At 48.5% G+C, this 25,241-nt stretch carries 20 protein-coding genes; 9 read left to right on the forward strand and 11 right to left on the reverse strand.

Annotated features, from left to right (window positions below; translation table 11 throughout):
* Positions 1 to 12: 12 nt before the first annotated feature.
* The 4 genes from ACYVF1_RS12560 to ACYVF1_RS12575 all read right to left on the reverse strand — a co-directional run bounded on the left by ACYVF1_RS12560 (position 13) and on the right by ACYVF1_RS12575 (position 5,664).
* Positions 13 to 1,515, reverse strand: coding sequence for an NCS1 family nucleobase:cation symporter-1 (locus ACYVF1_RS12560; RefSeq protein WP_461079159.1), 1,503 nt, complete (start codon positions 1,513 to 1,515; stop codon positions 13 to 15).
* A gap of 49 nt (positions 1,516 to 1,564) precedes the next feature.
* Positions 1,565 to 2,617 (reverse strand): nucleoside hydrolase, encoded by a 1,053-nt coding sequence (locus ACYVF1_RS12565; RefSeq protein WP_461079161.1) that lies wholly within the window; start codon positions 2,615 to 2,617, stop codon positions 1,565 to 1,567.
* 105 nt (positions 2,618 to 2,722) lie between these two features.
* A complete protein-coding gene (locus ACYVF1_RS12570; protein ID WP_461079163.1) occupies positions 2,723 to 4,075 on the reverse strand; it encodes an aminotransferase class III-fold pyridoxal phosphate-dependent enzyme in 1,353 nt (450 codons plus the stop codon).
* Positions 4,076 to 4,206: 131 nt separating this feature from the next.
* The gene (locus tag ACYVF1_RS12575) at positions 4,207 to 5,664 is read right to left on the reverse strand and encodes a CoA-acylating methylmalonate-semialdehyde dehydrogenase (RefSeq protein WP_461079165.1); all 1,458 of its coding nucleotides are present in this window, start codon (positions 5,662 to 5,664) and stop codon (positions 4,207 to 4,209) included.
* A gap of 106 nt (positions 5,665 to 5,770) precedes the next feature.
* Here ACYVF1_RS12575 and ACYVF1_RS12580 point away from each other — a divergent pair, with 106 nt between their 5' ends.
* The 3 genes from ACYVF1_RS12580 to ACYVF1_RS12590 all read left to right on the forward strand — a co-directional run bounded on the left by ACYVF1_RS12580 (position 5,771) and on the right by ACYVF1_RS12590 (position 6,895).
* Positions 5,771 to 6,241, forward strand: a complete 471-nt coding sequence (locus ACYVF1_RS12580) for an Lrp/AsnC family transcriptional regulator (protein WP_461079167.1) — start codon at positions 5,771 to 5,773, stop codon at positions 6,239 to 6,241.
* Positions 6,242 to 6,351: 110 nt separating this feature from the next.
* Positions 6,352 to 6,582: a hypothetical protein gene (locus ACYVF1_RS12585; protein ID WP_461079169.1), complete on the forward strand. Its 231-nt coding sequence runs from the start codon at positions 6,352 to 6,354 to the stop codon at positions 6,580 to 6,582.
* Positions 6,575 to 6,895, forward strand: coding sequence for a type II toxin-antitoxin system PemK/MazF family toxin (locus tag ACYVF1_RS12590; protein WP_461079171.1), 321 nt, complete (start codon positions 6,575 to 6,577; stop codon positions 6,893 to 6,895). Before ACYVF1_RS12585 ends, ACYVF1_RS12590 begins: the two co-directional genes overlap by 8 nt.
* A gap of 41 nt (positions 6,896 to 6,936) precedes the next feature.
* On the opposite strand, the gene ACYVF1_RS12595 is transcribed toward ACYVF1_RS12590, so the two are convergent.
* Positions 6,937 to 7,791, reverse strand: coding sequence for a DUF4349 domain-containing protein (locus tag ACYVF1_RS12595; protein WP_461079173.1), 855 nt, complete (start codon positions 7,789 to 7,791; stop codon positions 6,937 to 6,939).
* Between the two features lie 367 nt (positions 7,792 to 8,158).
* On the opposite strand from ACYVF1_RS12595, the gene topA reads away from it, so the two are divergent.
* The 3 genes from topA (at position 8,159) to ACYVF1_RS12610 (ending at position 14,031) form a co-directional block, all read left to right on the forward strand.
* Positions 8,159 to 10,831, forward strand: a complete 2,673-nt coding sequence (gene topA, locus ACYVF1_RS12600; RefSeq protein WP_461079175.1) for a type I DNA topoisomerase — start codon at positions 8,159 to 8,161, stop codon at positions 10,829 to 10,831.
* A 117-nt stretch (positions 10,832 to 10,948) separates the two neighbouring features.
* Positions 10,949 to 13,255 carry a glycoside hydrolase family 20 protein gene (locus ACYVF1_RS12605; RefSeq protein WP_461079177.1) on the forward strand — a complete coding sequence of 769 codons (2,307 nt, stop codon included), beginning with the start codon at positions 10,949 to 10,951 and terminating at the stop codon, positions 13,253 to 13,255.
* Positions 13,256 to 13,326: 71 nt separating this feature from the next.
* Positions 13,327 to 14,031, forward strand: coding sequence for an SIR2 family NAD-dependent protein deacylase (locus ACYVF1_RS12610; protein WP_461079179.1), 705 nt, complete (start codon positions 13,327 to 13,329; stop codon positions 14,029 to 14,031).
* 123 nt (positions 14,032 to 14,154) lie between these two features.
* Here the strand turns inward: ACYVF1_RS12610 and ACYVF1_RS12615 are convergent, their stop codons facing one another.
* The 3 genes from ACYVF1_RS12615 to ACYVF1_RS12625 form a co-directional block, all read right to left on the reverse strand.
* Positions 14,155 to 14,886 (reverse strand): hypothetical protein, encoded by a 732-nt coding sequence (locus tag ACYVF1_RS12615; RefSeq protein ID WP_461079181.1) that lies wholly within the window; start codon positions 14,884 to 14,886, stop codon positions 14,155 to 14,157.
* A gap of 48 nt (positions 14,887 to 14,934) precedes the next feature.
* Positions 14,935 to 15,423 (reverse strand): hypothetical protein, encoded by a 489-nt coding sequence (locus tag ACYVF1_RS12620; RefSeq protein WP_461079183.1) that lies wholly within the window; start codon positions 15,421 to 15,423, stop codon positions 14,935 to 14,937.
* A gap of 63 nt (positions 15,424 to 15,486) precedes the next feature.
* A complete protein-coding gene (locus tag ACYVF1_RS12625; RefSeq protein WP_461079185.1) occupies positions 15,487 to 16,497 on the reverse strand; it encodes an OmpA family protein in 1,011 nt (336 codons plus the stop codon).
* A 302-nt stretch (positions 16,498 to 16,799) separates the two neighbouring features.
* Between ACYVF1_RS12625 and ACYVF1_RS12630 the strand changes: the two genes are divergently transcribed.
* Both ACYVF1_RS12630 and ACYVF1_RS12635 read left to right on the forward strand, forming a co-directional pair.
* Positions 16,800 to 17,819, forward strand: a complete 1,020-nt coding sequence (locus ACYVF1_RS12630) for a threonine aldolase family protein (protein WP_461079187.1) — start codon at positions 16,800 to 16,802, stop codon at positions 17,817 to 17,819.
* Positions 17,820 to 17,933: 114 nt separating this feature from the next.
* Entirely contained in the window at positions 17,934 to 19,532 is a 1,599-nt protein-coding gene (locus tag ACYVF1_RS12635; protein ID WP_461079189.1) for a GNAT family N-acetyltransferase, read from the forward strand.
* 8 nt (positions 19,533 to 19,540) lie between these two features.
* Here ACYVF1_RS12635 and ACYVF1_RS12640 read toward each other — a convergent pair whose 3' ends face one another.
* Positions 19,541 to 20,686, reverse strand: coding sequence for a DUF819 family protein (locus ACYVF1_RS12640; protein WP_461079191.1), 1,146 nt, complete (start codon positions 20,684 to 20,686; stop codon positions 19,541 to 19,543).
* A gap of 102 nt (positions 20,687 to 20,788) precedes the next feature.
* Positions 20,789 to 21,679: a glycerophosphodiester phosphodiesterase family protein gene (locus ACYVF1_RS12645; RefSeq protein WP_461079193.1), complete on the reverse strand. Its 891-nt coding sequence runs from the start codon at positions 21,677 to 21,679 to the stop codon at positions 20,789 to 20,791.
* A gap of 131 nt (positions 21,680 to 21,810) precedes the next feature.
* On the opposite strand from ACYVF1_RS12645, the gene ACYVF1_RS12650 reads away from it, so the two are divergent.
* On the forward strand, positions 21,811 to 22,827 hold the full coding sequence (locus ACYVF1_RS12650) for an LLM class flavin-dependent oxidoreductase (RefSeq protein WP_461079195.1): 1,017 nt from the start codon (positions 21,811 to 21,813) through the stop codon (positions 22,825 to 22,827).
* Between the two features lie 92 nt (positions 22,828 to 22,919).
* On the opposite strand, the gene ACYVF1_RS12655 is transcribed toward ACYVF1_RS12650, so the two are convergent.
* Positions 22,920 to 25,208, reverse strand: a complete 2,289-nt coding sequence (locus ACYVF1_RS12655; RefSeq protein ID WP_461079197.1) for a fused MFS/spermidine synthase — start codon at positions 25,206 to 25,208, stop codon at positions 22,920 to 22,922.
* Positions 25,209 to 25,241: the final 33 nt, after the last annotated feature.

A 25,241-nucleotide genomic window follows, 5' to 3' on the forward strand; every position in this document is an offset into this window, starting at 1 on the left:
CCTAAAACTGTATCAGGCCGTAGTAAGCTGAGGTTTTTGAACAAGGTATCGCCCTCGCATCAGTCCCAAATACACGCCACCGCTCACCAGAAATCCAACGAACCAGGCGTAGTTATACAACTGCGTAATCCAACCCGGCACGCTCTCAGCCGACAAAGCACCTATCGTTACCAAAAAACCAGGAATATTGGGAAGAATACCTGCCAGCAACGCCCAGATAGCTGCTGAATTGAATCCATTTTTAAAACTATACATACCCGTTTGACTATATAAATCGCTGACAGATAGCTGTTTTTTCCTGAGAAAATAATAGTCAGCAATCATAATGCCGCCTACCGGTCCAAGTAGGCTCGAATACCCAACCAACCATGTAAAAATGAAGCCCGTTGGGTCGGCGATAAGTTTCCAGGGAAAAATGAGCATGCCAATAACACCCGTAATATACCCACCTTTCCGGAAGTCGATTTTCGAGGGAGCCAGGTTGGCAAAATCGTTGGCCGGACTCACGATGTTGGCGGCAATGTTCGTTGCCAGCGTCGAAATGGCAACCGCAATCATGGCAATACTCACCAGAAGTTTACTGTCAAATTTTCCAGCCAGCACAATGGGGTCCCAAATCGTAGTGCCGTAAATAATCGTTGTGGCCGACGTAACAACTACGCCAATAAATGAGAACAACGTCATGGCTGGCGGAAGGCCAATAATCTGACCATTCACCTGCGCCTGCTGACTGGTAGCGTACCGCGTAAAGTCGGGAATGTTGAGCGACAACGTAGCCCAGAAACCAACCATACCCGTCAGTGCCGGAAAGAAGAACGCAAAGAAGGCCGACGAGTCAGCAAATTTGGCAGGTTGTTGTAAAATTGGCCCCAATCCATTTCCGACTGAAATGGCCCAGAACAGCAGTGCAAGTGCAGCCGCTGGCAGGAAGAATGCTTTGAATACCAGTAGTTTCCGAATACTATCTACACCGAGATACACTACGTACATATTCAGCGCCCAGAACAGCAGAAAGCAGATCGCCGGTCCCGTTTCCAGTCCGAACGAAGCCGGAAAAATTCGAGGCAACGTTTCCAGCGACGGAATCCAGAGACGTAGCATCTGGTAGATCGAAAAACCACCAATCCAGGTTTGAATACCGAACCAGCCACAGGCCACAATGGCACGTAGCAACGCCGGGATATTAGCCCCACTGGTTCCGAAACTGGAACGTACCATCACCGGAAACGGAATACCATATTTCGCCCCCGCGTGACCGTTTAACACCATGGGAATCAGCACAATGGTATTACCGAGAAAGATTGTAAAAATAGCCTGCCACCAGTTCATACCACCCTGAATCAGCGAACTTGCCATCATGTACGTAGGAATACACAAACTCATGCTAATCCACAGAGCGGCATAATTCCAGGTTGTCCAGGTACGCTTCGAGATGGGCACAGGAGCCAAGTCCTCGCTATACAGCGAAGACGATTCGTCTACTTGGGTCGATGATTCTTCCAATTTCGCTGACACTGTATTCAAATTTTGATTAACAAGAGGTTAAACGACAAACTACGTATTTTCAAGCCATTTTCAACGTATCGAAGACCATTTTCTTGAACATCGCTTCATTGGCTTCCACACAGATCGTTGCGTTTGGCTGCTTTCCCCACACGCCCAACTCATCGATGGCTAACGCGCCCAATGTCAATTCTCCGCGTGTTTCGATATCAACAAAACGGTTTACCTTTTCAGTCACTATCGACGGGTCAATAACAGCCGCTATGGTTATGGCATCCGGATGATTGGAGCCGTTCATTTTCTGGTGCTCCATACAGTACTTCCGCCGGATTCGATTGATTTTCAGAAAGAAGTCGGCGTATTTGGTGCCCAGCTTTTCAACTTTCGCATAATCTGCATCGGTAAACACTGAGCTTTTCACGCTTACATCGAAACCAACAGTCGTTAGCGGAATTCCTGACTGAAACACCACACGCGCAGCTTCCGGATCGACCCACGCATTGTACGTAGCACCCGGATTGATGTTGCCATAAAACTTGTAAAAGCCACCCATGAAATAAAGTTCTTTCACTTTTTTCATGGTAGCAGGCGCTTTTAAAATGGCCAGTGCTACGTTGGTCAGCGGTCCAATGGCAACGATTGTTAACTCATTCGGGTATTTTTCGACCAGTCGGATAATCGCATCAACGGCGTGTTCCTGCTCTGGTTTTTGCTTGGCTTCCGGAAAAAACGAATCACTCATACCATCGCTGCCGTGCACATACGTAGCGTTTCCGTGTACCTGACGCACCAGTGGCCGCGCCGAGCCCTGATACACCGGCACCTGCCCTGACTTACCAGCCATTTCCAGCGTATATAGCGCGTTTTTGGTTTGCTGCTCGAAGCCAACATTTCCGCACGTAATGGTGATCGCTTCCACCTTCAACCGTGGCGACGTAACGGCCATCAACACCGCCAACGCATCGTCGGTTGCTGTATCGCTATCCAGAATGATACGTTTAGGCGAATCGGCATTCAGTAACGTAGCATTTTTCCCAAACGCTACTGCTGGTAACAAAGCCGATGCAGTCCCCACCGATACGGCCTGAATGAACCTTCGCCGAGTTGCGAACATAAAATTGTCTAGTTAATACAATGAAAAATGCACAATCAAAGAGGAGTGCCGGATAAGCCTGCAATATCCAATCATTTTGCATTATTCAGTGTATTTTGTCCATTACTAGACGTCTGCTACGTACTCGTCAGCAATGGCCAACGCTTCACTGATAATAGCCAACCCCTCGTCTATTTGCTCTTTCGTAACAATAAGGGGTGGGGCGACAAATACGTAACTCCAGCGAACGAAGGTATACATGCCCAGCTCCTTAATTTTGGCCGCTACTTTGCTCATAACCGCCATTTCTTCGGGTTTGGCGTTGAACGGGGCCATCGGTTCTTTGGTCTGCCGGTTTTTCACAATTTCGAAACAGCCCAACAGACCTGTCGTTCGGAAATCACCGATGCAGGGGTGTTTTTTTTTCATCAATTCAGCCTGCTCCGCTACGTAGCGACCCATTTCAGCGGCATTCTCAATAAGGTTATCGTCTTCGTAAATTTTGATGGTTTCGAGCGCGGCTGCACATCCGACCGGATGAGCGTTATACGTCATACCCGTTGCCAGAACCGTATCATTGTATTTAGCAGCAATTTTATCGGTCACCATCAGACAGCCAAAAGGCAGATAGCCACTTGTGATGCCTTTCGCCATCGTGACCATGTCGGGCACAATACCGTGATTTTCAAACCCAAACCATTTACCGGTACGTCCAAAGCCACTCATTACTTCGTCAATGATGAGCAGGATTCCGTACTTGTCGCAGATTTCGCGAACGGCCTTCAAATACCCCACCGGATATTGCAGACAGCCTGATGTACCAGATTCACCCTCAAGCAGAAAAGCAGCGATGTTACCCGGTCCTTCGTAGGCAATGATACGTTCTAGCTGCTCCACCGAATCCGTCAGCATACTAGCTTCGTCGTGGTTCCAGCGATACTTATACGGAATGTCAATATGCACAAAATTAGGCGACTGCTGCGAATCATCAGGCAATTTACGCGGGTCGCCACCGACAGAAAGAGCACCATACGTAGCACCATGATACGATTGGTAGCGGCTCAGAATTTTATGACGTCCCGTGTACGAACGCGCCATTTTCAGCGCAGCTTCTATCGACGTAGCACCGCAAAGGGTGAAGTAGGCTTTGTTTAAATCGCCGGGGCATATTTCGGCCATTTTTTTACCCAAGTCGCCCCGAACTTTGGTCACGCAGTAAGGCGTTACGTAGCTCACCTCCTGCATCTGCCGGACCACTGCTTCTGTAACACGTTGATTCCCATGACCGATGTTTACATTCATCAGGCCCGACGAAAAGTCGATATAGCGTTTCCCGTCGTAATCATAGAGGTAAACGCCCTGCGCATATTTTACGGCAATAGGCGAAATCCCTTTTTGTTTACTCCAGACGAAAACCGTTGAATCAAAATTGTCCTGAAGGACTTCCTGCGTTTCGGAAAGTGTTTGTGTATCAAGCATGTAGTTATAAAGTTATAGAGTTGTAAGGTTATAAAGTCGTAGAGTTAAGGTTGTAGAGTTGTAAATCTGTAAAGTTCGTGAGTGCGTCAGCCAACTTTATAACTTTACAACCTTACAACTTTATAACTTACTTAGCTCATCCAGTTAATGCCCGCTTCGGGGTTCCATTTGGTGGTACTCTTTTTCAGTTTTGTCCAGAATTCGATGGAGCTTTTGCCAGTAATGTCGCCGACGCCGAAGCGGCTTTCGTTCCAGCCGCCGAATGAAAACGGCTCACGCGGAACCGGTACGCCGACGTTCACGCCGACCATACCCGCACTGGCCCGATCCATGACGTAGCGCGCCATACCGCCGTTTTGGGTGAATACCGAAGCTGCGTTGCCATATGGGTTGGCATTCTCAATCGCCAGCGCTTCATCGACCGTTTTGGTCCGCATGATGCTGATGACGGGACCAAAAATTTCTTCTTTGGCTATGGCCATATCGGGCGTTACGTAGTCGATCACGGTGGGGCCAACATACGTACCATTTTCCTTACCTTCTACCTTCGGACTACGTCCATCAACCAGCACTTTGGCGCCTAAATTTTCAGCTTCGGTAATGTAACGTTCGATACGTTCTTTGGATTCTCGATTAATAACCGCACCCAGATTTTTTCCCGGCACTACGTTACGTGCTTCATCGCAGAGTTTCTCAATAATGTGGTCGACCGGCCCAACGGCAACCATCGCCGAAGCAGCCATACAACGTTGCCCCGCACAACCCGCCATCGACGCCGTGATGTTCTGCGCGGTCATACTCGGAATGGCGTCGGGAAGCACAATGAGGTGATTTTTAGCGCCACCCAGCGCCAGACAACGCTTCAGGTTGCTTGTGGCGCGTTGATAAACCAGTTTGGCAATTTTCGTGGAACCGACAAACGAAACGGCTTCGATGCCCGGATGATCGCAAATGGCTTCTACTACGTCCCGGTCGCCGTGTACTACGTTAAAAACGCCTTTGGGCAAGCCGGCTTCCTGCAACAGTTCAGCTAATCGGCCAACGCTCAGCGGTACTTTTTCGGAAGGTTTGATAATCATGCAGTTACCCAGCGCAATGGCGTTCGGAATAGTCCAGTTGGGCACCATGCTTGGGAAATTGAACGGTACGATACTGGCTACTACGCCCAGTGGTACGTGTTCGGTTCGGCATTCGACACCCCGGCTTACTTCCAGAATTTCGCCAGTTACTATTTGTGGCAATGAACACGCAAATTCGGCTAACTCCGCCCCTTTCTCAATCTCAGCAACCGCTTCGTCGTAGGTTTTGCCGTTTTCTTCCTGCACCAGCAGCGCCAGTTCTCTTAAATTCTTCTCCAGCAAGGCTTTATACCGAAAAAAGACTTGCACCCGCTCTTTAATTGTTGTGCGGCTCCATACCGGAAACGCAGCTTTTGCCGCCTGAACGGCTCTATACAAATCCTGATTGGTAGAAAGTGGAACTGTGGACAACAACGTGCCATCTACGGGTGAAATAACATCCAGAGAACGGTCCGTTGCAGTTTCGACAAATTCTCCGTTTATATAATTTCGAATAGGGGCGTATTTCATAATTATCAAACCGTATCTGCATTATTTGCAGAATACTAATCGCAAACTAAAAATTTTTTAACTACCAACAAATATTTAACATTATTTTTACGCGAGCTTTAATTTCATGGATAAGAATCACGCTACGCTCGATGACCTCGATTTTGCCATTTTAGCCTGTCTGCAAAAGGACGGGCGTATGTCGTTTACCGAAATCGCGGAACGATTGAACGTATCAGTCGGAACAGCCCGCACGCGTCTGAACCGACTCATTGAAGATGGTGTGATTAGCATTATTGGCCGCGTTGATCCCGATAAAGTAGGCTTCGGGGCTTATGCTCACATAGCTGTTTACATCCGGCCTGCTACGTTAAAAGAACACGTAGCGGCAACTATTTCTCAGTTACCCGAAGTGAGTTTTCTGGCCAGTACGTCGGGCGAATACGATTTGGAAGTCGACGTTATGTGCCAGAGTAACAGCCATTTGGTGCAGTTCGTCAATGACATTTCGATCATTGAAGGAGTTTATCAGACCAAAACCACGCTGTATTTTAAAGTCTACAAATACGCCCAGCCTGATTTAGGGTTGTTGAAGTAAGATTGCTCGCATTTGGTATTGTGATTCATACAACGACAAACTACCTACAACACCATTAGATGCCGACCTGTGGAGGCAATTTTCTTATATTTGACCATAAATTATGAGACATGACAAGACAGGCCATTATTGAACGAACTCTCAAAGCAATTAATCAACTTCCCGAAGATAAAGCGGAAGAAATATCTGACTTCGCCGACTTTGTAAGCAAACGTTACGAAGAGCATTTGTTGACCCAAGGCATTCAAAAGCTAACTAATCAGAGCCAAACGTTCGACTTTTTAAACAGCGAAGAAGATTTATATTCAGTGGCAGACTTAAAAGAAGTGTACAATGGCTAAAGGCGACATTGTACTGATTACGTTTCCATTTACTGATTTAAGCGGGAGCAAACACCGACCAGCTGTTGTACTTGCCGACACGAGCCTTGATCTGACCATGTGCTTTATTACGACCCAAACTGGCTGGCAAGAGGCAACTGATGTTTTATTGACACCTAATACGACAAATGGACTGAAGAAACAGTCGCTCATAAGAACCAGCAAAATTGCAACTCTTGACCGGTCCTTAGCTAAAGGGCTCTTAGGTAGACTTACTTCAACAGAAATTGCTGACCTGAATGGCAAGCTTAAGGTGTTATTTCAGTTACCTTAACAAGGCAATTTATTGCATAATGTTTGATATAAAATACGTCTTTACTTCACTACGTCCCTCCGTTTCTTGCGCCAGCGTAGAAACAACCACAAGACTCCCCAGCCAACCAGCGCCAGTGGCAGAAAGTAAAATACGCCAATCATTACGTCGCCCACCAGCCGAAAACCATCGGCAAGGTTATGCCAGATTTGCGCGTAAAATGGCTGTTCGGGACTCAGAGCTGCCTCGGTTTGCTGGTAATACGTTAGGTTGATTGTGCTCAGAGACACCTCGTCTTTGAGCTGGCGCAATTCGGCTTCCTCGACTTCACGATCTTCGCGGATGGTGGCCAGCTGCTCTTCTATTTTCAAAATATCCTCTACGTTACGTGCCTGTTTTAGCAACCTTAAGTACGTTTCTTCGACTGCTTTTTTACTACGTATCCGAGCCTCCGTATCCACGTAGCGACGCGTTACGTCCTCTGCTGTAATGGATTTGGTATCCGTGAAGACGGATTCTTTCAGCACCGATTCCAGCAGCGCATCGAAGCGGGCAGCCGGAACCCGAATAATCAATGCATTCTCAATAGTATTGTACGACTTTGTCTCGTTCGAGCTGGTAATTTGACCGCCCATTTGCTGGACAGCCTGTTCAATAGCTTTACCCGACGCTTTAAATTCATTGACGCGAATACGTAGCTGTGCATTTCGGATGATTTTCCGATTCGCCATTGCCTGCGGTTGCGGGGTTGTCTCGGGCGGAGCTTCTTCATCCGATTCCGGCTCGCTCTGTTCAGGCGATGGGGCTTTCATGGAAGCCATTTCGCGCGGTGCAGTAGCTTGTCTGGTTTTCCATTCCGGCTTCGATTGACAGGCTAGTGTGATAAGTAGCAGGGCAACTATCAAAAATTTATTCATGACCGTAAGATGTAGTTCGACGGTGATTTCCACACAAGATACGTAGCATTTTTACTTCCTTAAAAATGAACATAAATGCTCATTTTTAACTATTTGAACCAATAACTGCGAACGATGAGGGCTTCTCAGTTGTTATCTTGTTATAACCGGAATGGCCCACTGGCCCGGCACTCCCTCGCTTCCATTTTGTATCACTTTCCTTGTCAATTTTGACAAGTCGATGCATTTGCGTCTATATTTGGACGGTCCGACGCTTCGGCGAACCGGGCAGCGATTCAATGTTTTGTCAGGCCCGAAGCTCCAATCCAGGCGGAAAGGGACTTCGTAACACCAACAGCGAAGGTAGTATCAACTTGAATTTTGAATTATGTCAAAAAACTTAGTCATAGTGGAGTCCCCGGCGAAGGCGAAAACCATCGAAGGCTATTTAGGGAAAGATTTCACGGTAAAGTCTAGTTTTGGGCACGTCCGTGATCTGCCGAAAGATGGACTCGCCGTCGACGTAACGAATGGTTTTGTGCCCTCCTATGAGATTTCGCCCGACAAAAAGAAGTTGGTCAGTGAGTTAAAAACGCTGGCAAAATCGGCGGAAGAAGTTTGGCTGGCTACTGACGATGACCGCGAAGGAGAAGCTATTTCGTGGCACTTGAAAGAAGCCCTTGGCCTGCGCGACAATACAAAACGTATCGTTTTCCGGGAAATCACGAAAAACGCCATCCAGAATGCAATTAAAACGCCACGTACTATCGATGTCGATTTGGTGAATGCTCAACAGGCGCGTCGGGTACTCGACCGGCTTGTAGGGTATGAACTGTCGCCGGTTTTATGGCGGAAAATTAAGGGCGGAAGTACGGGCCTGTCGGCGGGCCGTGTTCAATCGGTGGCGCTACGTCTGGTGGTTGAACGCGAACGCGAAATTGACAAGCACTCGGCCAAATCGTCGTTTAAAGTCACGGCGCAATTCATTGTCGATGGCAATAAAGTTCTGAACGCCGAGTTGCCGAAGAACTTTGCTACGTCGGGAGAGGCACGGAAATTTCTGGAAGCCTGCATCGGCGCTACGTTCACCATCAAGAATTTAGAAGTAAAACCTGCCAAGAAATCACCGGCACCGCCATTTACTACATCGACGTTGCAACAGGAAGCTTCCCGGAAACTCAGCTACTCCGTTGACCGCACGATGCGGCTGGCGCAGAATCTGTACGAAGCGGGTAAGATTTCGTACATGCGGACAGACTCAACCAATCTGTCGCAGGAAGCCATCGATAAGGCAACGGCAGAAATTGAGACAGAATTTGGTCAACGCTACGTTCAGACACGCCAGTTTAAGACCAAAAATGAATCAGCGCAGGAAGCCCACGAAGCGATACGTCCAACCAACTTCAACGACCGCAATGCCGGTGCCGACCGCGATCAGAAACGACTCTACGAACTCATCTGGAAACGGGCCATTGCCTCACAAATGGCCGATGCTCAGCTCGAACGTACCATTGTAACCATTGGTATCCGCTTCGCCAATGGTGCACAGCCCGCGCAGGAACTTAGTTTCGACGTATTTGGAGACGATTTCGATGCATCGAAACAGGTACAATTTAACCCACAGAAACAGGCTGAAAATACTACGTTCCCGAATGAGCTGGTTGCTCAAGGCGAAGTGATTAAGTTTGATGGATTCCTTCGCGTGTATCTTGAATCGAAAGATGATGAGGACGATGAAGACGCAAAAGGCATGCTCCCTCCGCTCAACATCGGTCAGATTCTGAATCTGGGACAGATGAAAGCGACCGAGAAATTTACCCGTCCGCAACCGCGCTACGCTGAAGCCTCTTTGGTGAAAAAACTTGAAGAAATGGGCATCGGTCGTCCGTCTACGTATGCGCCAACGATCTCGACGATTATCAATCGGGGGTACGTTACCAAACAGGATAAGCCGGGTCAGGAACGGAAATATCTGGAATACACACTTCAGCAAAATAACATTACCGAAACCAGTGGAAAAGAAACGTTTGGCTCCGAAAAAGCGAAACTGTTCCCAACCAATACGGGTGTCGTAGTTAATGATTTCCTGGTCGAATATTTCCCTGACATCGTTGATTATAAATTCACCGCCACAGTCGAAAAAGACTTTGACGAGATTGCCGACGGGCGGATGAACTGGCAGAAAATGTTGGAAGGTTTCTACGGCGATTTCCACAAGAATATCGAAGAAATTCAGGGTTCGTCGGTGAGTTCATTCAAGACGGGAGCGCGTGAGTTGGGTATTGATCCAAGAACGGGCAAAAAAGTATCGGCCCGGCTCGGTAAATACGGTGCATACGCCCAAATCGGTGAATCGACCGACGATGATAAGCCGCAGTACGCCAATCTGCGTGATGGTCAACTTATTGAAACCATTACATTGCAGGAAGCGCTGGATTTGTTCACGCTCCCCCGTGAAGTTGGTTTCTTCGAAGACAAATCGCTGACCATTGGCATTGGGAAATTCGGCCCCTACGTGAAGCACGACGACAAGTATGTGTCACTCACGCGGGAGGATGACCCGTATACAATTGACGAAGCGCGGGCCATCCAACTGATTCAGGCCAAACGTGCCGAAGCGGTTAGCGAATCCCTTGGTGAGTTCGAAGGAAAGCCAGTCACAACGGGTAAAGGGCGTTTTGGCCCTTACGTGAAATTCGATGACAAATATGTGTCGTTGCCACGTAACGAACCCATGGCCGGGCTTACTCTTGAGCGAGCTATTGAATTGATTCAGGCCAAACGCCAGCAGGAAGCGAATAAATACATCAAGGAGTTTCCAGAACGGCCTGAAATTAAGGTTATGAATGGTCAATATGGGCCCTATCTGTCTGTTGGGAAACGTAACGTTCGCATTCCGAAAGATATTGACGCAGCGACCCTTACGCTAGAAGACTGCCTTAATTTGGCTGGCGAAGAACCAGCAGCCGCCAAAACGAAAGCTCCGTCAAAGGCGAAAGCTTCACCTAAAGCGACAGCCGCAAAGAAAACGACGGCGAAAAAGGCAACAACGAAGAAGTAGCTACGTTGTTTTTTCATTAAAGTGACCGTATAAAAAGCCTTCCCTTTCCGGAGGGCTTTTGTTTTATGCTCCATTACAAAAACGTCGCTATTTTGCGGCCTTAATTTATTTGCAACTATGCACATACACCTGAAACTCCTTTTTTTAGCTACCCTTCTCTCCTTTTCAACCTTTGCTCAAACTGACAATCAATATAATCTGATTCCTTTTCCGGCCCGTTTTTCTGGGCAGAACGGTCAGTTTAATCTTTCTTCATCTACCAAAATCGTCACGTCACCCGCTTCCGATGCAGCTGTTAAGGCCGTTGCTCAAACGTTCGCCAGCCAGGTGAAAGCGGCTAACGGATTGGGGTTAGCTGTTACGTCAACCAGCCCGGCTTTAGCGAAGGGAGCAAACATTTTTCTGTCCTTAAACAAAACACTAAACCTCGGCGACGAAGGCTACAAACTCACCGTTACGTCAGGTCGCGTGCTGGCCGAAGCATCCACGGCTAAAGGGCTTTTCTACGCGGCCCAAACGATGCGGCAACTCTTGCCCACTAATCAAAGTGCTACGCTCACCATGCCCGCCTGCGCCATCACCGACAAACCGCGTTTTGGTTATCGGGGGTTGATGCTCGACGCGTGTCGCCATTTTATGCCAGTGCCATTCGTCAAAAAGTTTATCGACCTGATGGCGATGCACAAACAAAATACGTTTCACTGGCACCTGACCGACGATCAGGGTTGGCGCATCGAGATCAAGAAATACCCCAAGCTGACCCAAATTGGCAGTAAGCGAGCGGAATCCATTATTGGGCAATACTATCAGAATTACCCGCAGCAGTTCGACGGAACTCCGCACGGTGGTTTTTATACGCAGGATCAGATTCGGGACGTAGTACGCTATGCCCAGAGTCGGTTTGTAACGATCATTCCCGAAATCGAAATGCCTGGTCATGGACAGGCTGCGCTTGCCGCTTACCCCGAATTGGGCTGCGATCCGGCGAAGGGTTATAAAGTGTTTACAAAGTGGGGTGTTTCAGATGATGTGTATTGTCCATCTGACAAAACATTCAGCTTTTTGCAGGACGTACTGACCGAAGTCATGGCGCTATTCCCCAGTAAATACATCCACATCGGTGGCGACGAATGCCCGAAAACAGCCTGGAAAAACAGTGCTTTCTGCCAGGATTTAATTAAGAAAAACAAGCTGAAAGACGAGAACGAACTGCAAAGCTATTTCATCCGACGTATCGAGAAATTTGTCAACAGCAAAGGCAAATCGATCATTGGCTGGGACGAAATTCTGGAAGGCGGCCTTGCGCCGAACGCTACGGTAATGAGCTGGCGTGGCACCGAAGGGGGCATTGAAGCAGCCAAACAAAAACACAATGTCATCATGACGCCGGGTGCTACGTGCTATCTCGATAAGTACCAGGGCAATCCGGCTACTGAACCGCTGGCAATTGGGGGCTATTTACCTCTCGATCAGGTATATGCTTACGAGCCAATGCCTTCAGAATTATCGGCGGCTGAACAGAAATACATACTGGGGGTGCAGGGAAACATCTGGACCGAATACATGAAAACGCCCGAAGACGTCGAATATATGGCATTTCCCAGAGCTATTGCGCTGGCCGAAATTGGCTGGATGCAGGCAAGTACGCACAACTTCGAGGATTTTGCCCAACGCCTGAAAAATCACCTACCCCGACTCAGCAACGTCAATTACGCAAAACGGCTGCTGGATATTTCGGCCAGTACGCAGCCTAACGATCAGGGGCAGCTCCAGGTCAAATTGAGCAAGCTGGATATTGATAGTCAGATATTTTACACCACCAACGGCAAGGAACCCAATGAACGTAGCACGGAATACATCGGCCCGTTTACGCTGACGAAAACGGCCACGGTACGTGCCATAACCTCAGCAGGAGAGAAACCCACGGGTGGTCAATTAACGCAGACGTTTACGTTGCACAAAGGCAAAAATAAGCCGTACACGTATGCCATTGCTCTTGGAAACAAGAGCGATGAAAATACCAAAAAACTTACTGACGGCATACGTAGCGAAACACCACGCGACAGACGTCAATGGGCCAATTTTTTCGGTGATATGGACGTAACACTCGACCTTGGCGACGTAACAAGTGTAACAAAAGTGTCGCTGAATTTCCTAAAGGTTATTTTAGAGAAAAATTTTCCACCTACATCGGTCGAAATTGCGTTATCGAAAGACGGGACAGATTTTAAAGAAGCAATCGCGCAACCTGTCAAGTACGAGTTGAACGGCCCTTGGGACATTTTGCCTGTGGTCGCTGACTTTAAAACGGCCCGCGCTCGTTACGTTCGGATTCGCGCCAAAAACGTAGGAGTATGTCCGCCCGAACACCCCGAAGCCGGCCAGAAAACCTGGTTCGCGACGGATGAGATTGTGGTGGAATAGCAGAAGGCTTGGGGCTTGGAACACGGGTGATTATCATATACTTACCGCTCCGCCCATAACATTTTTTACGCATGATCATTCGCAAAAAAATAGTTGTGCTATCTGGGGCTGGCATCAGCGCCGAAAGTGGTATTCCTACGTTTCGGGCGTCGGATGGCCTTTGGGAAAATCATCGCATTGAGGACGTAGCAACGTTCGATGCCTGGCAACGCAATCCGACGCTGGTGCAGGATTTTTATAACCAGCGCCGGAAGCAGGCGCTCAGCGTTCAGCCCAATATGGGGCATCTGGCGCTGGTTAGATTGGAAGAAAAATACGACGTAACGGTCATTACGCAGAACGTCGATAATTTGCACGAAAAAGCGGGTTCTTCGAAGGTGATTCACCTACACGGCGAATTATTCAAATCGCGCTCAACAGTCGATGAATCACTGGTTTATGATATAGAAGGTTGGGAGCTTAAACTCGGCGATCTCTGCGAAAAAGGAGCCCAGCTACGTCCGCACATCGTCTGGTTTGGCGAAGCGGTGCCCATGATGGACGTAGCACTCGATATTACGTATGATGCGGATATTTTTATTGTCGTCGGCACGTCCCTGAATGTATATCCAGCGGCTGGACTCGTGTATGCAACACGTAATGGGATTCCGATATACGTAGTAGATCCCAATATTCCAGAAATGCACAAAAAAGCCAATGTTACGTTCATTACCGAACCTGCGACTATTGGTTTAACCCAATTAGCCGACCAGTTGCTGGCAGAGGCAAATACGTAGTACGTAATCTATTATTTCATCAAAAAGCCCTTCCAGTGCACTGGAAGGGCTTTTTGATATATTCCTGTCTGAGTTTAGTCGAGACTGACCGTCACGCGGTCTGGCTCAGACGCCTATTCTACATTAGCTTTTTCCTCCGTATTTCCGGTCATAAAAGCCTTTGGCCTGTTCTACCCAATTATCGCGTTCGATACGTCCGGGAAAGAATTCAATGATTTCATTGACTTTATCGATGTCTTCTTTGGTAAAATTACCAACCTGTCGAAAGGTATAGATGCCAAGACTATGCAGTTTACGTTCGAGAAACGGGCCAATACCTACAATATCTTTAAGATCATCGGCTTCGGAAGCCACCGCTCGCCCGATCCGGTCAAAATTAATTTCACTGGCGCGCGACGCAATCCGGTTCAGCACGGCGGCTTCTGAATCGGTCGCTTTCACGGCGGCATCGGCTGGTGGAGCCACAACGGGTGGGGGCGTTGAAACAGGAGGTGGTGGAGGTACTACCGGCACATTCACGAGCGTGTTGATCGTAGGGGCCTCATCGGCGGCAATCGGTTCCGGCGTATCGTCGAGTGTAAAAGCGGGCAGGAGCGGGTCGGCAGGTACGTAGGCGGGAGGGGTTTCCAGAACAGGCTCCGGCCGACGATACGTTTCACCCGATGCGGTTTCAGATTTGGACCGACGGCAGTTTTCCAGTTCAACTTCCTTCTCGGCCACCGACGAACGTAACGTACTGATACGTCGGGACAAGACCAGCCGCCCCAACAGCCATCCGACAAAAGCAGCCAGCGCCAGCAAAAGCAGTATTTCAATTATAGCAACCGGACGACTCAAAGGATCTAATCCAAACATGGCAAAATTTTAGTTTAGGAAATGTTCCGGGTTAGTTAGAAGTGACATCTATTTTTTCGCCAAACGTTTTGCCTGACCTACCCAATCGTCACGCTCGATACGTCCGGGAAAAAATTCGATGATATCGTTCACTTTATAAATATCCTCTCTGGTAAAACTAGCGATCTGCCGGAAGGTATAAATGCCAATAGCATGTAGTTTTTTCTCCAGAAATGGCCCGACGCCCACAATAGCCTTTAGATCGTCGGCTTCGGCTGCCGAAGCAAGGCCAATGCGGGAGAAATTGATTTCGTTCGCCCGGTTCCGAATACGATTCAGCACAATTGTTTCTTCATCATCGGCGCTGATTGTCGGAGCAGGAATTCGGTAGCAGTCGTCGACTTCGCGTGTTGTACTCGCCAAATCTCCTTCGAGCTGACGAATGGTACTCTGCCGTGATACGTACCCAATAATAAATCCTAAGACCCCAGCCACCAGCAGCATAATCCACTGCTGCATCTGCGCATCAGGTAAGTTAAGAGGATTCAGTTCAAACATAATCCGGAGTATTTATGAGTTGAATCTTACGATGTTGAGTTTAATGTTCCTGTCAGAACCAGATTACTGGATCACCACCACCGTTACACGCCGGTTGGCTTTCCGCCCCGACATGGTGCTATTGTCGGCTTTTGGTTCTGATTCACCCTTGGCCCTGATTTCGATTTGTGATGATGGAACCCCTGCCTTGCGCAGTCTGGCTTTTACGTCATTGGCCCGATCACGAGAAAGTTGCAGGTTTATATTATCGGCTCCGGAGTTATCCGTGTGGCCGGTAAGCTGGAGTTTTTTGTCTTTGTGTTCCGACAGATATCTAATGGCTTCTTCAAAGAACTTAACCGTTTCCTTTGTTTTGATGTAATTGGCTTCAGCCAACGGAAAATACAGGTCGATGGGCTCAAATATAGACTTAAATTTCTGTCCCTCAGCCAATTCCCTTTCAGTGGTTGCCTCCGTAAGAGTCAGTATAGCGGGGGGGGTTGACGTAGCAGCAGTCGCGACTGGTTCAGAAATTGGGGCCGCAGTCGTTTCCGCTTCGGGCGGAGAACTCGTTTCTCCCGAAAACGCGAAATCGAGACCACCTGACAGCGAATCACCTTTTGCCGTATAGGGCATGCTACGTTCAACTCCTTTGGTGGTGATTGACGCGGCTGGAATGCCCTGCTGCACCAGGTATTGCTTCATGCCTTCGGCGCGGGCCAAACCCAGATTTGCAAACGATGTCGAGTTTAATTCATCGGAGCCATAGTAGCCAATCACCTCAACCTTCCGACCAGGGTTCTTTTTCAGATAAGCTGTCAATTCATCGAGCGAACCACCCAACGTATTCATGTTGGCGTTAGCGCCTGATTTCGCAAACGTGAACTGACCCGGGAAATCGAGACGAAACAGATTTCCATCGGCAATTGTATAGCCATCGGCTCCGGGTGGTGTGGTGGCTTCCGGATCGGAGGTAGAAACCGTTGGCTGGGCATCCTCAACGCATAACTCCTTAATCTTACAGACGTGCCACCAGGTTGAGCCGAGCATCCAGAGGATGAGCAGAATAATCCAGGGAGTTTTATTAGCGAACATAACGATAATTGGACAGTAAGCTGATGCGTGGTTTTGCGCGCTCGTTTGAGACGAAAAAACGGAAAAGGTTGCTCAAAAATAAGCGTAACTATTATAAATGCAAGATTACCAGTATTGTTGACGTCAACAAACAAACTTAGGCTCTCTACGTAGCAAAAAAGTCCATTTTGGGCGAAAAACGACGCGTCAGGAGTGTTAACTTGCAGACTCGTTGATGGATACTGGTTAATGGATAATGAGTTATAAATAAGACAGCAAATCCTCATTATCCATTAACCAGTATCCATTTTACTTTGTCCATTATGATGATCGATCTTCGCAGCGATACTGTTACTCAACCCACTCCTTCCATGCGCGAGGCTATGTTTTCGGCCTCGCTTGGCGATGACGTTTTTGGCGACGATCCAACCGTTAACGCCCTCGAACGTAAAGCGGCCACCATGTTCGGCATGGAAGCCGCCTTGTTTTGTGCATCCGGTACGATGACTAACCAACTGGCCATTCGCACGCATGTGCGCCCTGGCGATGACGTCATCTGCGATCAGCTTTCGCACGTATATCTCTACGAAGGCGGTGGTATTTCCGTTAACGCACTGGCATCGGTGAGTTTAGCAAAGGGTGAGCGCGGGAAACTCACACCCGATCTCATCCGCGAATACATTTACAGTGCTGCTGACCCGCACAAGCCATTATCGAGGCTGGTAGTTCTCGAAAACACAATGAACAAAGGGGGTGGCTGCTACTATACCGTGCCCGAAATTGCAGCTATCCGACGTACCTGCACAGAAAATGGGCTTTTACTGCATCTCGACGGCGCGCGCCTGTTCAATGCATTGGTCGAGACAGGTGAACCGACCGAAGCCTATGGTCAACTATTTGATTCCATCAGTATCTGCCTGTCAAAAGGATTGGGTTGCCCGGTAGGCTCTTTGCTGCTTGGGAAGGCTGACTTTATCAAACAGGCTCGCCGTTTTCGTAAACTGATGGGCGGTGGCTGGCGGCAGGCGGGATTTCTGGCGGCAGCTGGCATCTATGCCCTCGACCACCACGTTGACCGCCTGAAACAGGACCACGCCCGCGCCCGTAAAATCGGCACATTCCTCGAACGCTTACCCGAAGTCCAGGAAATCTTCCCGATCGATACCAATATCGTGATTTTTAGACTTCCCGAAACCATACTAGCCGCCGATTATGTTGACCAGTTAGCCGCCAAGGGCATTCGTAGCGTAACATTCGGCAAACATCTGGTCCGTTTTGTGACACATCATGATTTTACGGATGAGCACCTGGCGGAAATGGAAATTATTCTGAACCGGGATTGAGCAGATTAATGGATTTTCAGGATTTTGTTATGAATGAATGCGCTTCTTCGAAGCGAAAAACAAAATCCTGAAAATCCATTAATCCGTTAAATCCCGGTTCAGAAATCACACATTATGCATATACAAACCAGAGCATTACAGAAGTCCGATTATCATGATTTGAAAGAAACCATGATTGAGGTCTACAGCGGTATTGGGGGCGATTACTGGCCCAAAAGCTCGATTACCAAACTGCTGAATATTTTTCCTGAAGGTCAGTTTTGCGTCGAAGTCGATGGCAAAGTGGTAGCTAGTGCACTGGCTATACGGGTTAAATACGATGACTTCGGCGATAACCATACGTACTTTGAAATCACGGGGGGATACACGTTTAAAACCCACGATGATGAAGGCGATTACCTCTACGGCATTGAGGTGTTTGTACATCCCGATTATCGCGATTTGCGGCTAGGTCGACGGCTTTATGATGCCCGGAAAGAACTTTGCGAACAGCTCAATCTAAAAGGCATTCTGGCTGGTGGACGGATTCCGAATTATAACAAATATGCCGACGACCTGACGCCCCGGGAGTATATCGCCAAGGTAAAACAAAAGGAGATATACGACCCAACGCTTACGTTCCAGCTTTCGAACGACTTCCACGTTCGAAAGGTACTGCGTGGCTATCTACCCGGCGATTCCGAATCGAAAGAGTATGCTACGTTACTGGAGTGGATTAATATATACTACGTCAAAGAGGAGGATAAAAAACCGCATACCGACTCTATCATCCGGCTTGGCGTTATCCAGTGGCAAATGCGACTTTTCAAAAATCTGGCCTCATTTCTGGATCAGGTCGAGTTTTTTGTCAACGCCGTAAGCGATTATCGGGCCGATTTCATGGTATTGCCCGAGTTTTTTAATACGCCCCTGATGGCCGATTTCAACGACCTTCCGGAACCTGTGGCAATACGTAAGCTGGCTGATATTACTGTGTCAGTGCGCGAAAAGCTCTGCGAACTTGCCATTTCTTATAATGTCAACATTGTCGGCGGAAGTATGCCACTCGTCGATGACGATGGTAAATTGTATAACGTAGCGTATCTCTGTCGGCGCGATGGTTCGTGGGAAGAATACCGGAAGATTCACATTACACCTAACGAAGTGAGGCACTACGGCATGGTGGGTGGTTATGAAATCCGCGCCTTTGATACCGATTGCGGGAAAATTGGGATGCTCATCTGCTACGACGTTGAGTTTCCGGAACTGAGTCGGATTCTGTCGCAGCAGGGTATGCAGATTTTGTTTGTACCCTTCTTGACCGATACGCAGAATGGTTACTCACGGGTACGTCACTGTGCGCAGGCGCGGGCTATCGAAAACGAGTGCTACGTTGCCATTTCGGGTTGTGTAGGTAATTTGCCACGTGTACATAACATGGACATCAACTATGCCCAGTCGGCGGTATTTACGCCATCCGATTTTCAATTTCCAACGAACGCTGTTAAAGCGGAAGCAACGCCCAATACCGAAATGGTACTGATTGCTGATGTTGATTTGAGTCTTTTGAAAGAATTACACGAACATGGTTCGGTGCAGGTACTCAAAGACCGCCGAACCGACCTGTATGACGTAACACTGAAAAAGGCAGCCCGAAAAGCACTCAAGCAACGTAAAGCTTCCGCAGATAACGATCCCGAAGAAGTCGCGCCAATTATTGTCGTGTCGGAATAGGATTACGGTTAACGTAGCACTTCCGCAACCAGAATTCCCAGATACGTTCCGATTGCATTGCCAAGCGTACCGACAAGTACGGCTGGCAATTGCAAATCTGGACGATTCAGGCTCCGGGCCAATGCCAGCGCCGACGTAGCACCTCCAATATTTGCCTGAGATGCAATACTCAGTACGTCCCAGTCCTGTCGAAAGAAAGCCCCTATTCCAAACACAATAACGGCATGAATAAGTACCAGGAGCAAAATCATTCCCAAAAGAACAAACGCTAGTTGCCCATCACGTATCAGCGCTGCTACGTCGCAGTATGCGCCGATAACCGCCAGAAAAATATAAACCCCAAATAATCCCAGCAACCGACTTCCCCGAAGTTTATTCACAGCCCGAAACTGCGCTAACGCCAGTGCTAACGTAGTTAAAATCAGTACAAATGGAATAGAAGGAAGCAGAGTGGCTAGCTGCTTCGCCAGAAAAATCGCTCCAAAACCAAGCGCCAACAATATGGCTAAGTCGTTGGGAGCTATTTTTTCTACATCAGTAAATGGGTCATCAGCGGGGGCATCGGTGGTGCTTTCACTAAGTTCAGCAGTAGGCAAATGACGGGGAAAGCGTTGCTGAAGCAGACGAGGTAAAGCTATTGTAGCCACCATCCAGAGAGCCGTCATGATATTATCAGCAGCGGTAGCGGCAACAAACAGATTCCCAGCATTTGAGACCTTATAATGGAGCGCTACAGCATGATAATTAATGCTTCCTCCGATGTACGTACCTGTGAACATACCGGCTAACGCGTAGAAAAGATTTCCAACGGTTTGGGGAGCCGAAAAGGTCCATACACTGATAATTACGCCAATAATTGTACCGACAGACCCCACCAAAAACATTGTCAGCATCGGCAATCCGGCCTGACGAAGGTCTTTCAGGTTTACACTCAGAAGCAGAAGAAAGAGAGAAAACGGTGCTACGTAGCTGAAAATACTGTCGTAAACAGGCGTTTCGGTAGTCGGAACTATACCCAGATTAGCTTCGGCGGCCGTAACGATAATGACCAGCAAGGCCGTCCCGATATGCCGGAAGCCGGGTTTCTTGATGAGCCATTCGCAGATAATAACATTCAGGCAGAGGATGAAGAGAATAAAAAGGGAGTCGGTCACAGCAGCGGCAGGTTTTCCTGTAAAATAGCCAATATTGCCCTAACTGCGCAGCATACCCACATTTTTATTCCCAACGCCTTAACAACAAAAAGTAGTCGACACTCACTTGTAGATCACACGCGCCATTTCCAGCGGCCGGTCGGTGCTCAAAATATCGGCTCCATTATCGACAAACGTTTTGTAGACCTGATAACCTTTGGCGTCGGCCTGTTTGTCCAGATTGCCCAGCGTTCCCAGAATGCAGGCAATTCCTTTTTCGTGCAGAAACGTATATAGCTCAGATTCAGGCTCTTTAACGCCAACAAAAGCAACCATCCGATTATCGGGCACACCTAATTCACGCAGTCGGTCATATTCGGCACGGTTACGTATCGTTACCGAAATCATCAGATTCGGATCAAGCTGGTTGACTTTGGCCGCATCCTGCGCATTATACGTAATAACCGCTACGTAGTTGCTCATTCCGGTTTTCTGAACCATATCAACCACTTTGGCAAACGATACGTTACGTTTTACATCCAGCGTAAACGTAACGGGATTTTTACCCGCCTGACTTTTCCCCCATTGAAGCGTCTGTTCCAGCGTCGGAATTTTGTAAGGCGTTACGTTACCCATATTATCTTCCAACCGAAATTGATCCAGTTCGGCGTAGTTTTTATCGATTAGTTTGCCGGTTCCTGTGGTGGTGCGGTCAAGCGTGGCGTCGTGCATCATCACCATCACGCTGTCTTTTGTCAGATCAATATCGCATTCAATTACAGCCGGATGTGTGGCGGACCCCACCTGATTTGCTACGTAAGCAAACGATTCTAGGCAATTTTCGGGATAGCTCTTCAAATCGCCACCACCCCGGTGAACCGAGATTTTCGGCAACTGACCTGCTTTGTATTTGAAAAATTCGGCAGATTTAGACGTAGCAAGATTGGTAGAGGTTTTTGGCGCACAGGCAGTAACAAACCCAATAAGCCCCAACAACATTAATTTTGCGTTCATTCGCAATGCAGGAGAAAGGAACCGTTCGAACATGTTGACTTGTTGATGAACCACAAATGTACGCGGAATCCCGGCCGAATTCACGGATTTGGCCACCAGAATCCTCGTACGAACTCAATCATCCAAGTAGTATGGTTCCTTTTTCAATTCTGGATTTATCGCCTATTGTAGCTGGAAACACGGCTGCTCAGGCCTTACATAATACACTCGATCTGGCCCAACATGCTGAAAAGCTGGGTTATAATCGTTACTGGCTCGCCGAACATCACAACATGCCGGGAATTGCCAGTGCTGCTACGTCGGTAGTCATTGGCTACGTAGCAGGGGGCACAAAAACGATTCGGGTAGGTTCGGGTGGGATTATGTTACCTAACCACTCGCCCCTGGTCATTGCCGAACAGTTTGGTACGTTGGAATCACTTTACCCCGGACGTATTGATTTGGGACTTGGTCGGGCCCCCGGTTCCGACCAACCGACTGCCTACGCGTTACGTCGGAATGCTACCGGTCCTGATACGTTCCCGCAGGATGTAGTTGAATTACAACGCTATTTTCAACCCGACGACACCAATCAGTTTGTGCAGGCAATACCAGGTACTGGCTTAAACGTGCCGATCTGGATTCTGGGATCTAGTTTATTTGGGGCGCAACTGGCGGCTATGCTGGGCCTCCCTTACGCGTTTGCCTCGCACTTTGCCCCCAAAGATTTGATGTATGCGTTGCATGAGTATCGAACCCGGTTTACGCCCTCTGCCAATCTGGATAGACCGTATGCGATGGTAGCCGCTAACGTAATTGTTGCCGATACCGACGCCGAAGCGCACCGATTATTTACGTCCGTACAGCAACAGTTTCTGTACATTCGGCGGGGAAAAGCCCGACAAATGCAGCCGCCGGTTGACGACCTGGAAGCGTACTGGCCGGAAAACGAAATTATGGCGACTAATGCTATTTTCCGGTATGCCGCTGTCGGCTCTCCCGAAACAGTTCAACGGAAGTTGACCAATTTTCTGAACCAAACTCAGGCCGATGAACTGATTCTCTCCGCGCCGATTTTCGATCATGAGTCCAGGAAACATTCGCTTACCTTGACCGCGCAGGTACGAGACGCGATGGCCGCTCAACAGGCAGAAGCCATTGTTAATTGATGACTAATAAAGTTGTCTGAAAGCGTTTTTGTCATTCTGGTAGAGGAAGAGACCTAAAACTTCTTCCTTTACCAGAATGACAAAGAAAACTCCTAAAAATCGATTCGATCCTTGACGCGAATGCTGTATTCGTCTTTGGGAAAGAGATCAGTATTGATCTCTCCAGTTATTTCTTTAGTTTCGGTTAACAAGCGAATATCATGTCGATAATGGTCTAGTAATGACCAGATATTAATACCCGAACGCCCGTAGTGCCGCTGGCTGAAATCATGTTTTGCGCGCTGTTCAATAGCTTTCCAATCGAGTTGAATAGGCTGATTGCTACCGATCAAAACCAATTTATCGCAATACGCTACATAGGGAAAAACGGTCCGGAACGTATTGAGTACTCGCCCCGTCGGGCACCACGTAACGGCGAGTCCACCCGGGCAGAGCCGGTCACGTATCAGTTCGAAATACTCTTTGGAATAAACATTGCCAGAATAAGCCGAAAGCGGACGAAGCGCATCGGCTTCGATCACATCGTAGCGGGTCTCTCCGTTACGTATAGCGTAGCGTCCATCGCGAAAAACCATGTTTAGTCGAGTATCACGTAGCACGGCGTTTACAGCCGTGTCGCCCACACGACCAGCGTAATCAGTCAGCACTTTCTCCTGATTCGATGCAATTTCAAAACAATCAATCCGACGAGTTTCGGGCCGACCGGCAATGCCATTAACGGTTCCAGCCGAGCCTAGACCAATGACTGCTACGTGTTTCGGGTCGGGATGCATCATCACCGGCAAGGCACCCAGTAGGGTGTGGACAGCGTCGTAATGATACGGCAAACCGCTTTGTCCCAGCCCATTAACAAAGACAACACCCATTTTTTGATCGGGTGTCATTTTGATAACCGAAACTGCCGACTCGTTTTCATCAAACACAAAATCGCTCGGCTTTTCCAGTCCGTTCAGACGCTGCCAAAAATGAGTATTATCGGGAATGATAAAAATGGATAGTCCGAGTGCAATCGCCAGTAAGCCCACCACTAAACCGGGGCTATGTCGACGTATCAGTAACAGGGCTACGTAACCAAAACCCAGTGCAACAATGCATTTTAGCAAAAGCGCAGTGCCTAGATACGCAAATCCGATCCAGGTAACTGCCCATGCTCCCACCGCCGAACCGACAATATTGATGAACTGCAACCAGCCCACACGTCGACCGATTTCGGCATAGTTATTCTGAATGATCGACTGCGACAGTGAGAAACTAAGCCCCATCAGAAAGGTCGGGATACCCAACAGAAACACGGGTACCGCGCCGTAGGTAAACAAACTAAATCGCGGACTCAACACGGGCTCACCACTGGCAAAATAATCCCACAGAAATTGCAGGCCCGGCACTCGTCCAATGGCATTGACAAACAGCCCAATAGACAGCGCTGTATAGCCATACAACACCAGTTGCGCCAGTAGAAACGCCCGTTCCCGTCGGATGGCTGACTGGTAAGATGATCTACTGGTGAGCCACGTTCCAACAACCGTTCCGATGGCCATAGAGCCAAGATAGATTGCCAGCAGAATGGCAAACGTGAGTGAAACCGATTTAATGAGGGTTTCCAGCACACGAAACCAGATTAATTCCAACGACAAAGCCGCAAATCCCGACACCGCATACTGCATCGACCATAGGGCGAGGGGCAGAGGGCGTTGGGCTTGGGGCAAAGGATTTAAGACACTTGGGGTGGATTTGATCGTTGAAATTTCACCTCCTAAACCCTTTGCCCCGCGCACTATGCTCCATGCGCAGACTGCACAGATACCGTTTAGAGCGGCACCGACAAAAATGGCGTTGTCGAATCCGAGCCGACGTACCAGCAGGAAGCCAGTTACAAAAGCCCCCACCGACGCGCCGAGCGTATTGATAAAATACAGCAGACTGATGTACCGCGCCTGTTGGTCCATGTCATCAAAACGGAACGTCCGGGAGAGTACAGGCAGCGAAACGCCCATAAGAAACGTTGGCACCAGCACAATACCGAACACGATGATGTATATGAGTAACGGCTGGCCGGATGGTAATCGATTCGATTGATAGAGGAAGTCGTAAAAAATGGCTTTGCTGAACAGGGCGAAAACCATAATGCCCAGTTCGGCCAGGACAAAATAGCGCAGATTCTGTGTTGAGGTCGAGCGGTCGGCCAGCCGCCCACCGGCAAGGTATCCGATGCCCAAACCGGTCATAAAAGCCGACACAATCAGGCTAATACTGACAGTGTCGGAACCCGTATAAAACACAAGCAGCCGTTGCCAGATTATCTGATACAGCAGCGCGGCAAAACCAGACAGGAAAAACAATAGCAGCACGACCAGCGGCCGCCGGGAAGTAAAGATGTGCATAGACAAGTTACGTAGCGAAGTACGAAAATAAGA

The organism is Spirosoma flavus (assembly GCF_054778555.1).

What these genes read in the sequence shown, in the direction of transcription:
- ACYVF1_RS12565 (WP_461079161.1), bottom strand. Translation starts at nt 2,617, where the DNA reads ATGTTCGCAACTCGGCGAAGGTTCATTCAGGCCGTATCGGTGGGGACT.
- ACYVF1_RS12570 (WP_461079163.1), bottom strand. Translation starts at nt 4,075, where the DNA reads ATGCTTGATACACAAACACTTTCCGAAACGCAGGAAGTCCTTCAGGAC.
- ACYVF1_RS12575 (WP_461079165.1), bottom strand. Translation starts at nt 5,664, where the DNA reads ATGAAATACGCCCCTATTCGAAATTATATAAACGGAGAATTTGTCGAA.
- ACYVF1_RS12580 (WP_461079167.1), top strand. Translation starts at nt 5,771, where the DNA reads ATGGATAAGAATCACGCTACGCTCGATGACCTCGATTTTGCCATTTTA.
- ACYVF1_RS12585 (WP_461079169.1), top strand. Translation starts at nt 6,352, where the DNA reads ATGACAAGACAGGCCATTATTGAACGAACTCTCAAAGCAATTAATCAA.
- ACYVF1_RS12590 (WP_461079171.1), top strand. Translation starts at nt 6,575, where the DNA reads ATGGCTAAAGGCGACATTGTACTGATTACGTTTCCATTTACTGATTTA.
- ACYVF1_RS12595 (WP_461079173.1), bottom strand. Translation starts at nt 7,791, where the DNA reads ATGAATAAATTTTTGATAGTTGCCCTGCTACTTATCACACTAGCCTGT.
- topA (WP_461079175.1), top strand. Translation starts at nt 8,159, where the DNA reads ATGTCAAAAAACTTAGTCATAGTGGAGTCCCCGGCGAAGGCGAAAACC.
- ACYVF1_RS12605 (WP_461079177.1), top strand. Translation starts at nt 10,949, where the DNA reads ATGCACATACACCTGAAACTCCTTTTTTTAGCTACCCTTCTCTCCTTT.
- ACYVF1_RS12610 (WP_461079179.1), top strand. Translation starts at nt 13,327, where the DNA reads ATGATCATTCGCAAAAAAATAGTTGTGCTATCTGGGGCTGGCATCAGC.
- ACYVF1_RS12615 (WP_461079181.1), bottom strand. Translation starts at nt 14,886, where the DNA reads ATGTTTGGATTAGATCCTTTGAGTCGTCCGGTTGCTATAATTGAAATA.
- ACYVF1_RS12620 (WP_461079183.1), bottom strand. Translation starts at nt 15,423, where the DNA reads ATGTTTGAACTGAATCCTCTTAACTTACCTGATGCGCAGATGCAGCAG.
- ACYVF1_RS12625 (WP_461079185.1), bottom strand. Translation starts at nt 16,497, where the DNA reads ATGTTCGCTAATAAAACTCCCTGGATTATTCTGCTCATCCTCTGGATG.
- ACYVF1_RS12630 (WP_461079187.1), top strand. Translation starts at nt 16,800, where the DNA reads ATGATGATCGATCTTCGCAGCGATACTGTTACTCAACCCACTCCTTCC.
- ACYVF1_RS12635 (WP_461079189.1), top strand. Translation starts at nt 17,934, where the DNA reads ATGCATATACAAACCAGAGCATTACAGAAGTCCGATTATCATGATTTG.
- ACYVF1_RS12645 (WP_461079193.1), bottom strand. Translation starts at nt 21,679, where the DNA reads ATGAACGCAAAATTAATGTTGTTGGGGCTTATTGGGTTTGTTACTGCC.
- ACYVF1_RS12650 (WP_461079195.1), top strand. Translation starts at nt 21,811, where the DNA reads ATGGTTCCTTTTTCAATTCTGGATTTATCGCCTATTGTAGCTGGAAAC.
- ACYVF1_RS12655 (WP_461079197.1), bottom strand. Translation starts at nt 25,208, where the DNA reads ATGCACATCTTTACTTCCCGGCGGCCGCTGGTCGTGCTGCTATTGTTT.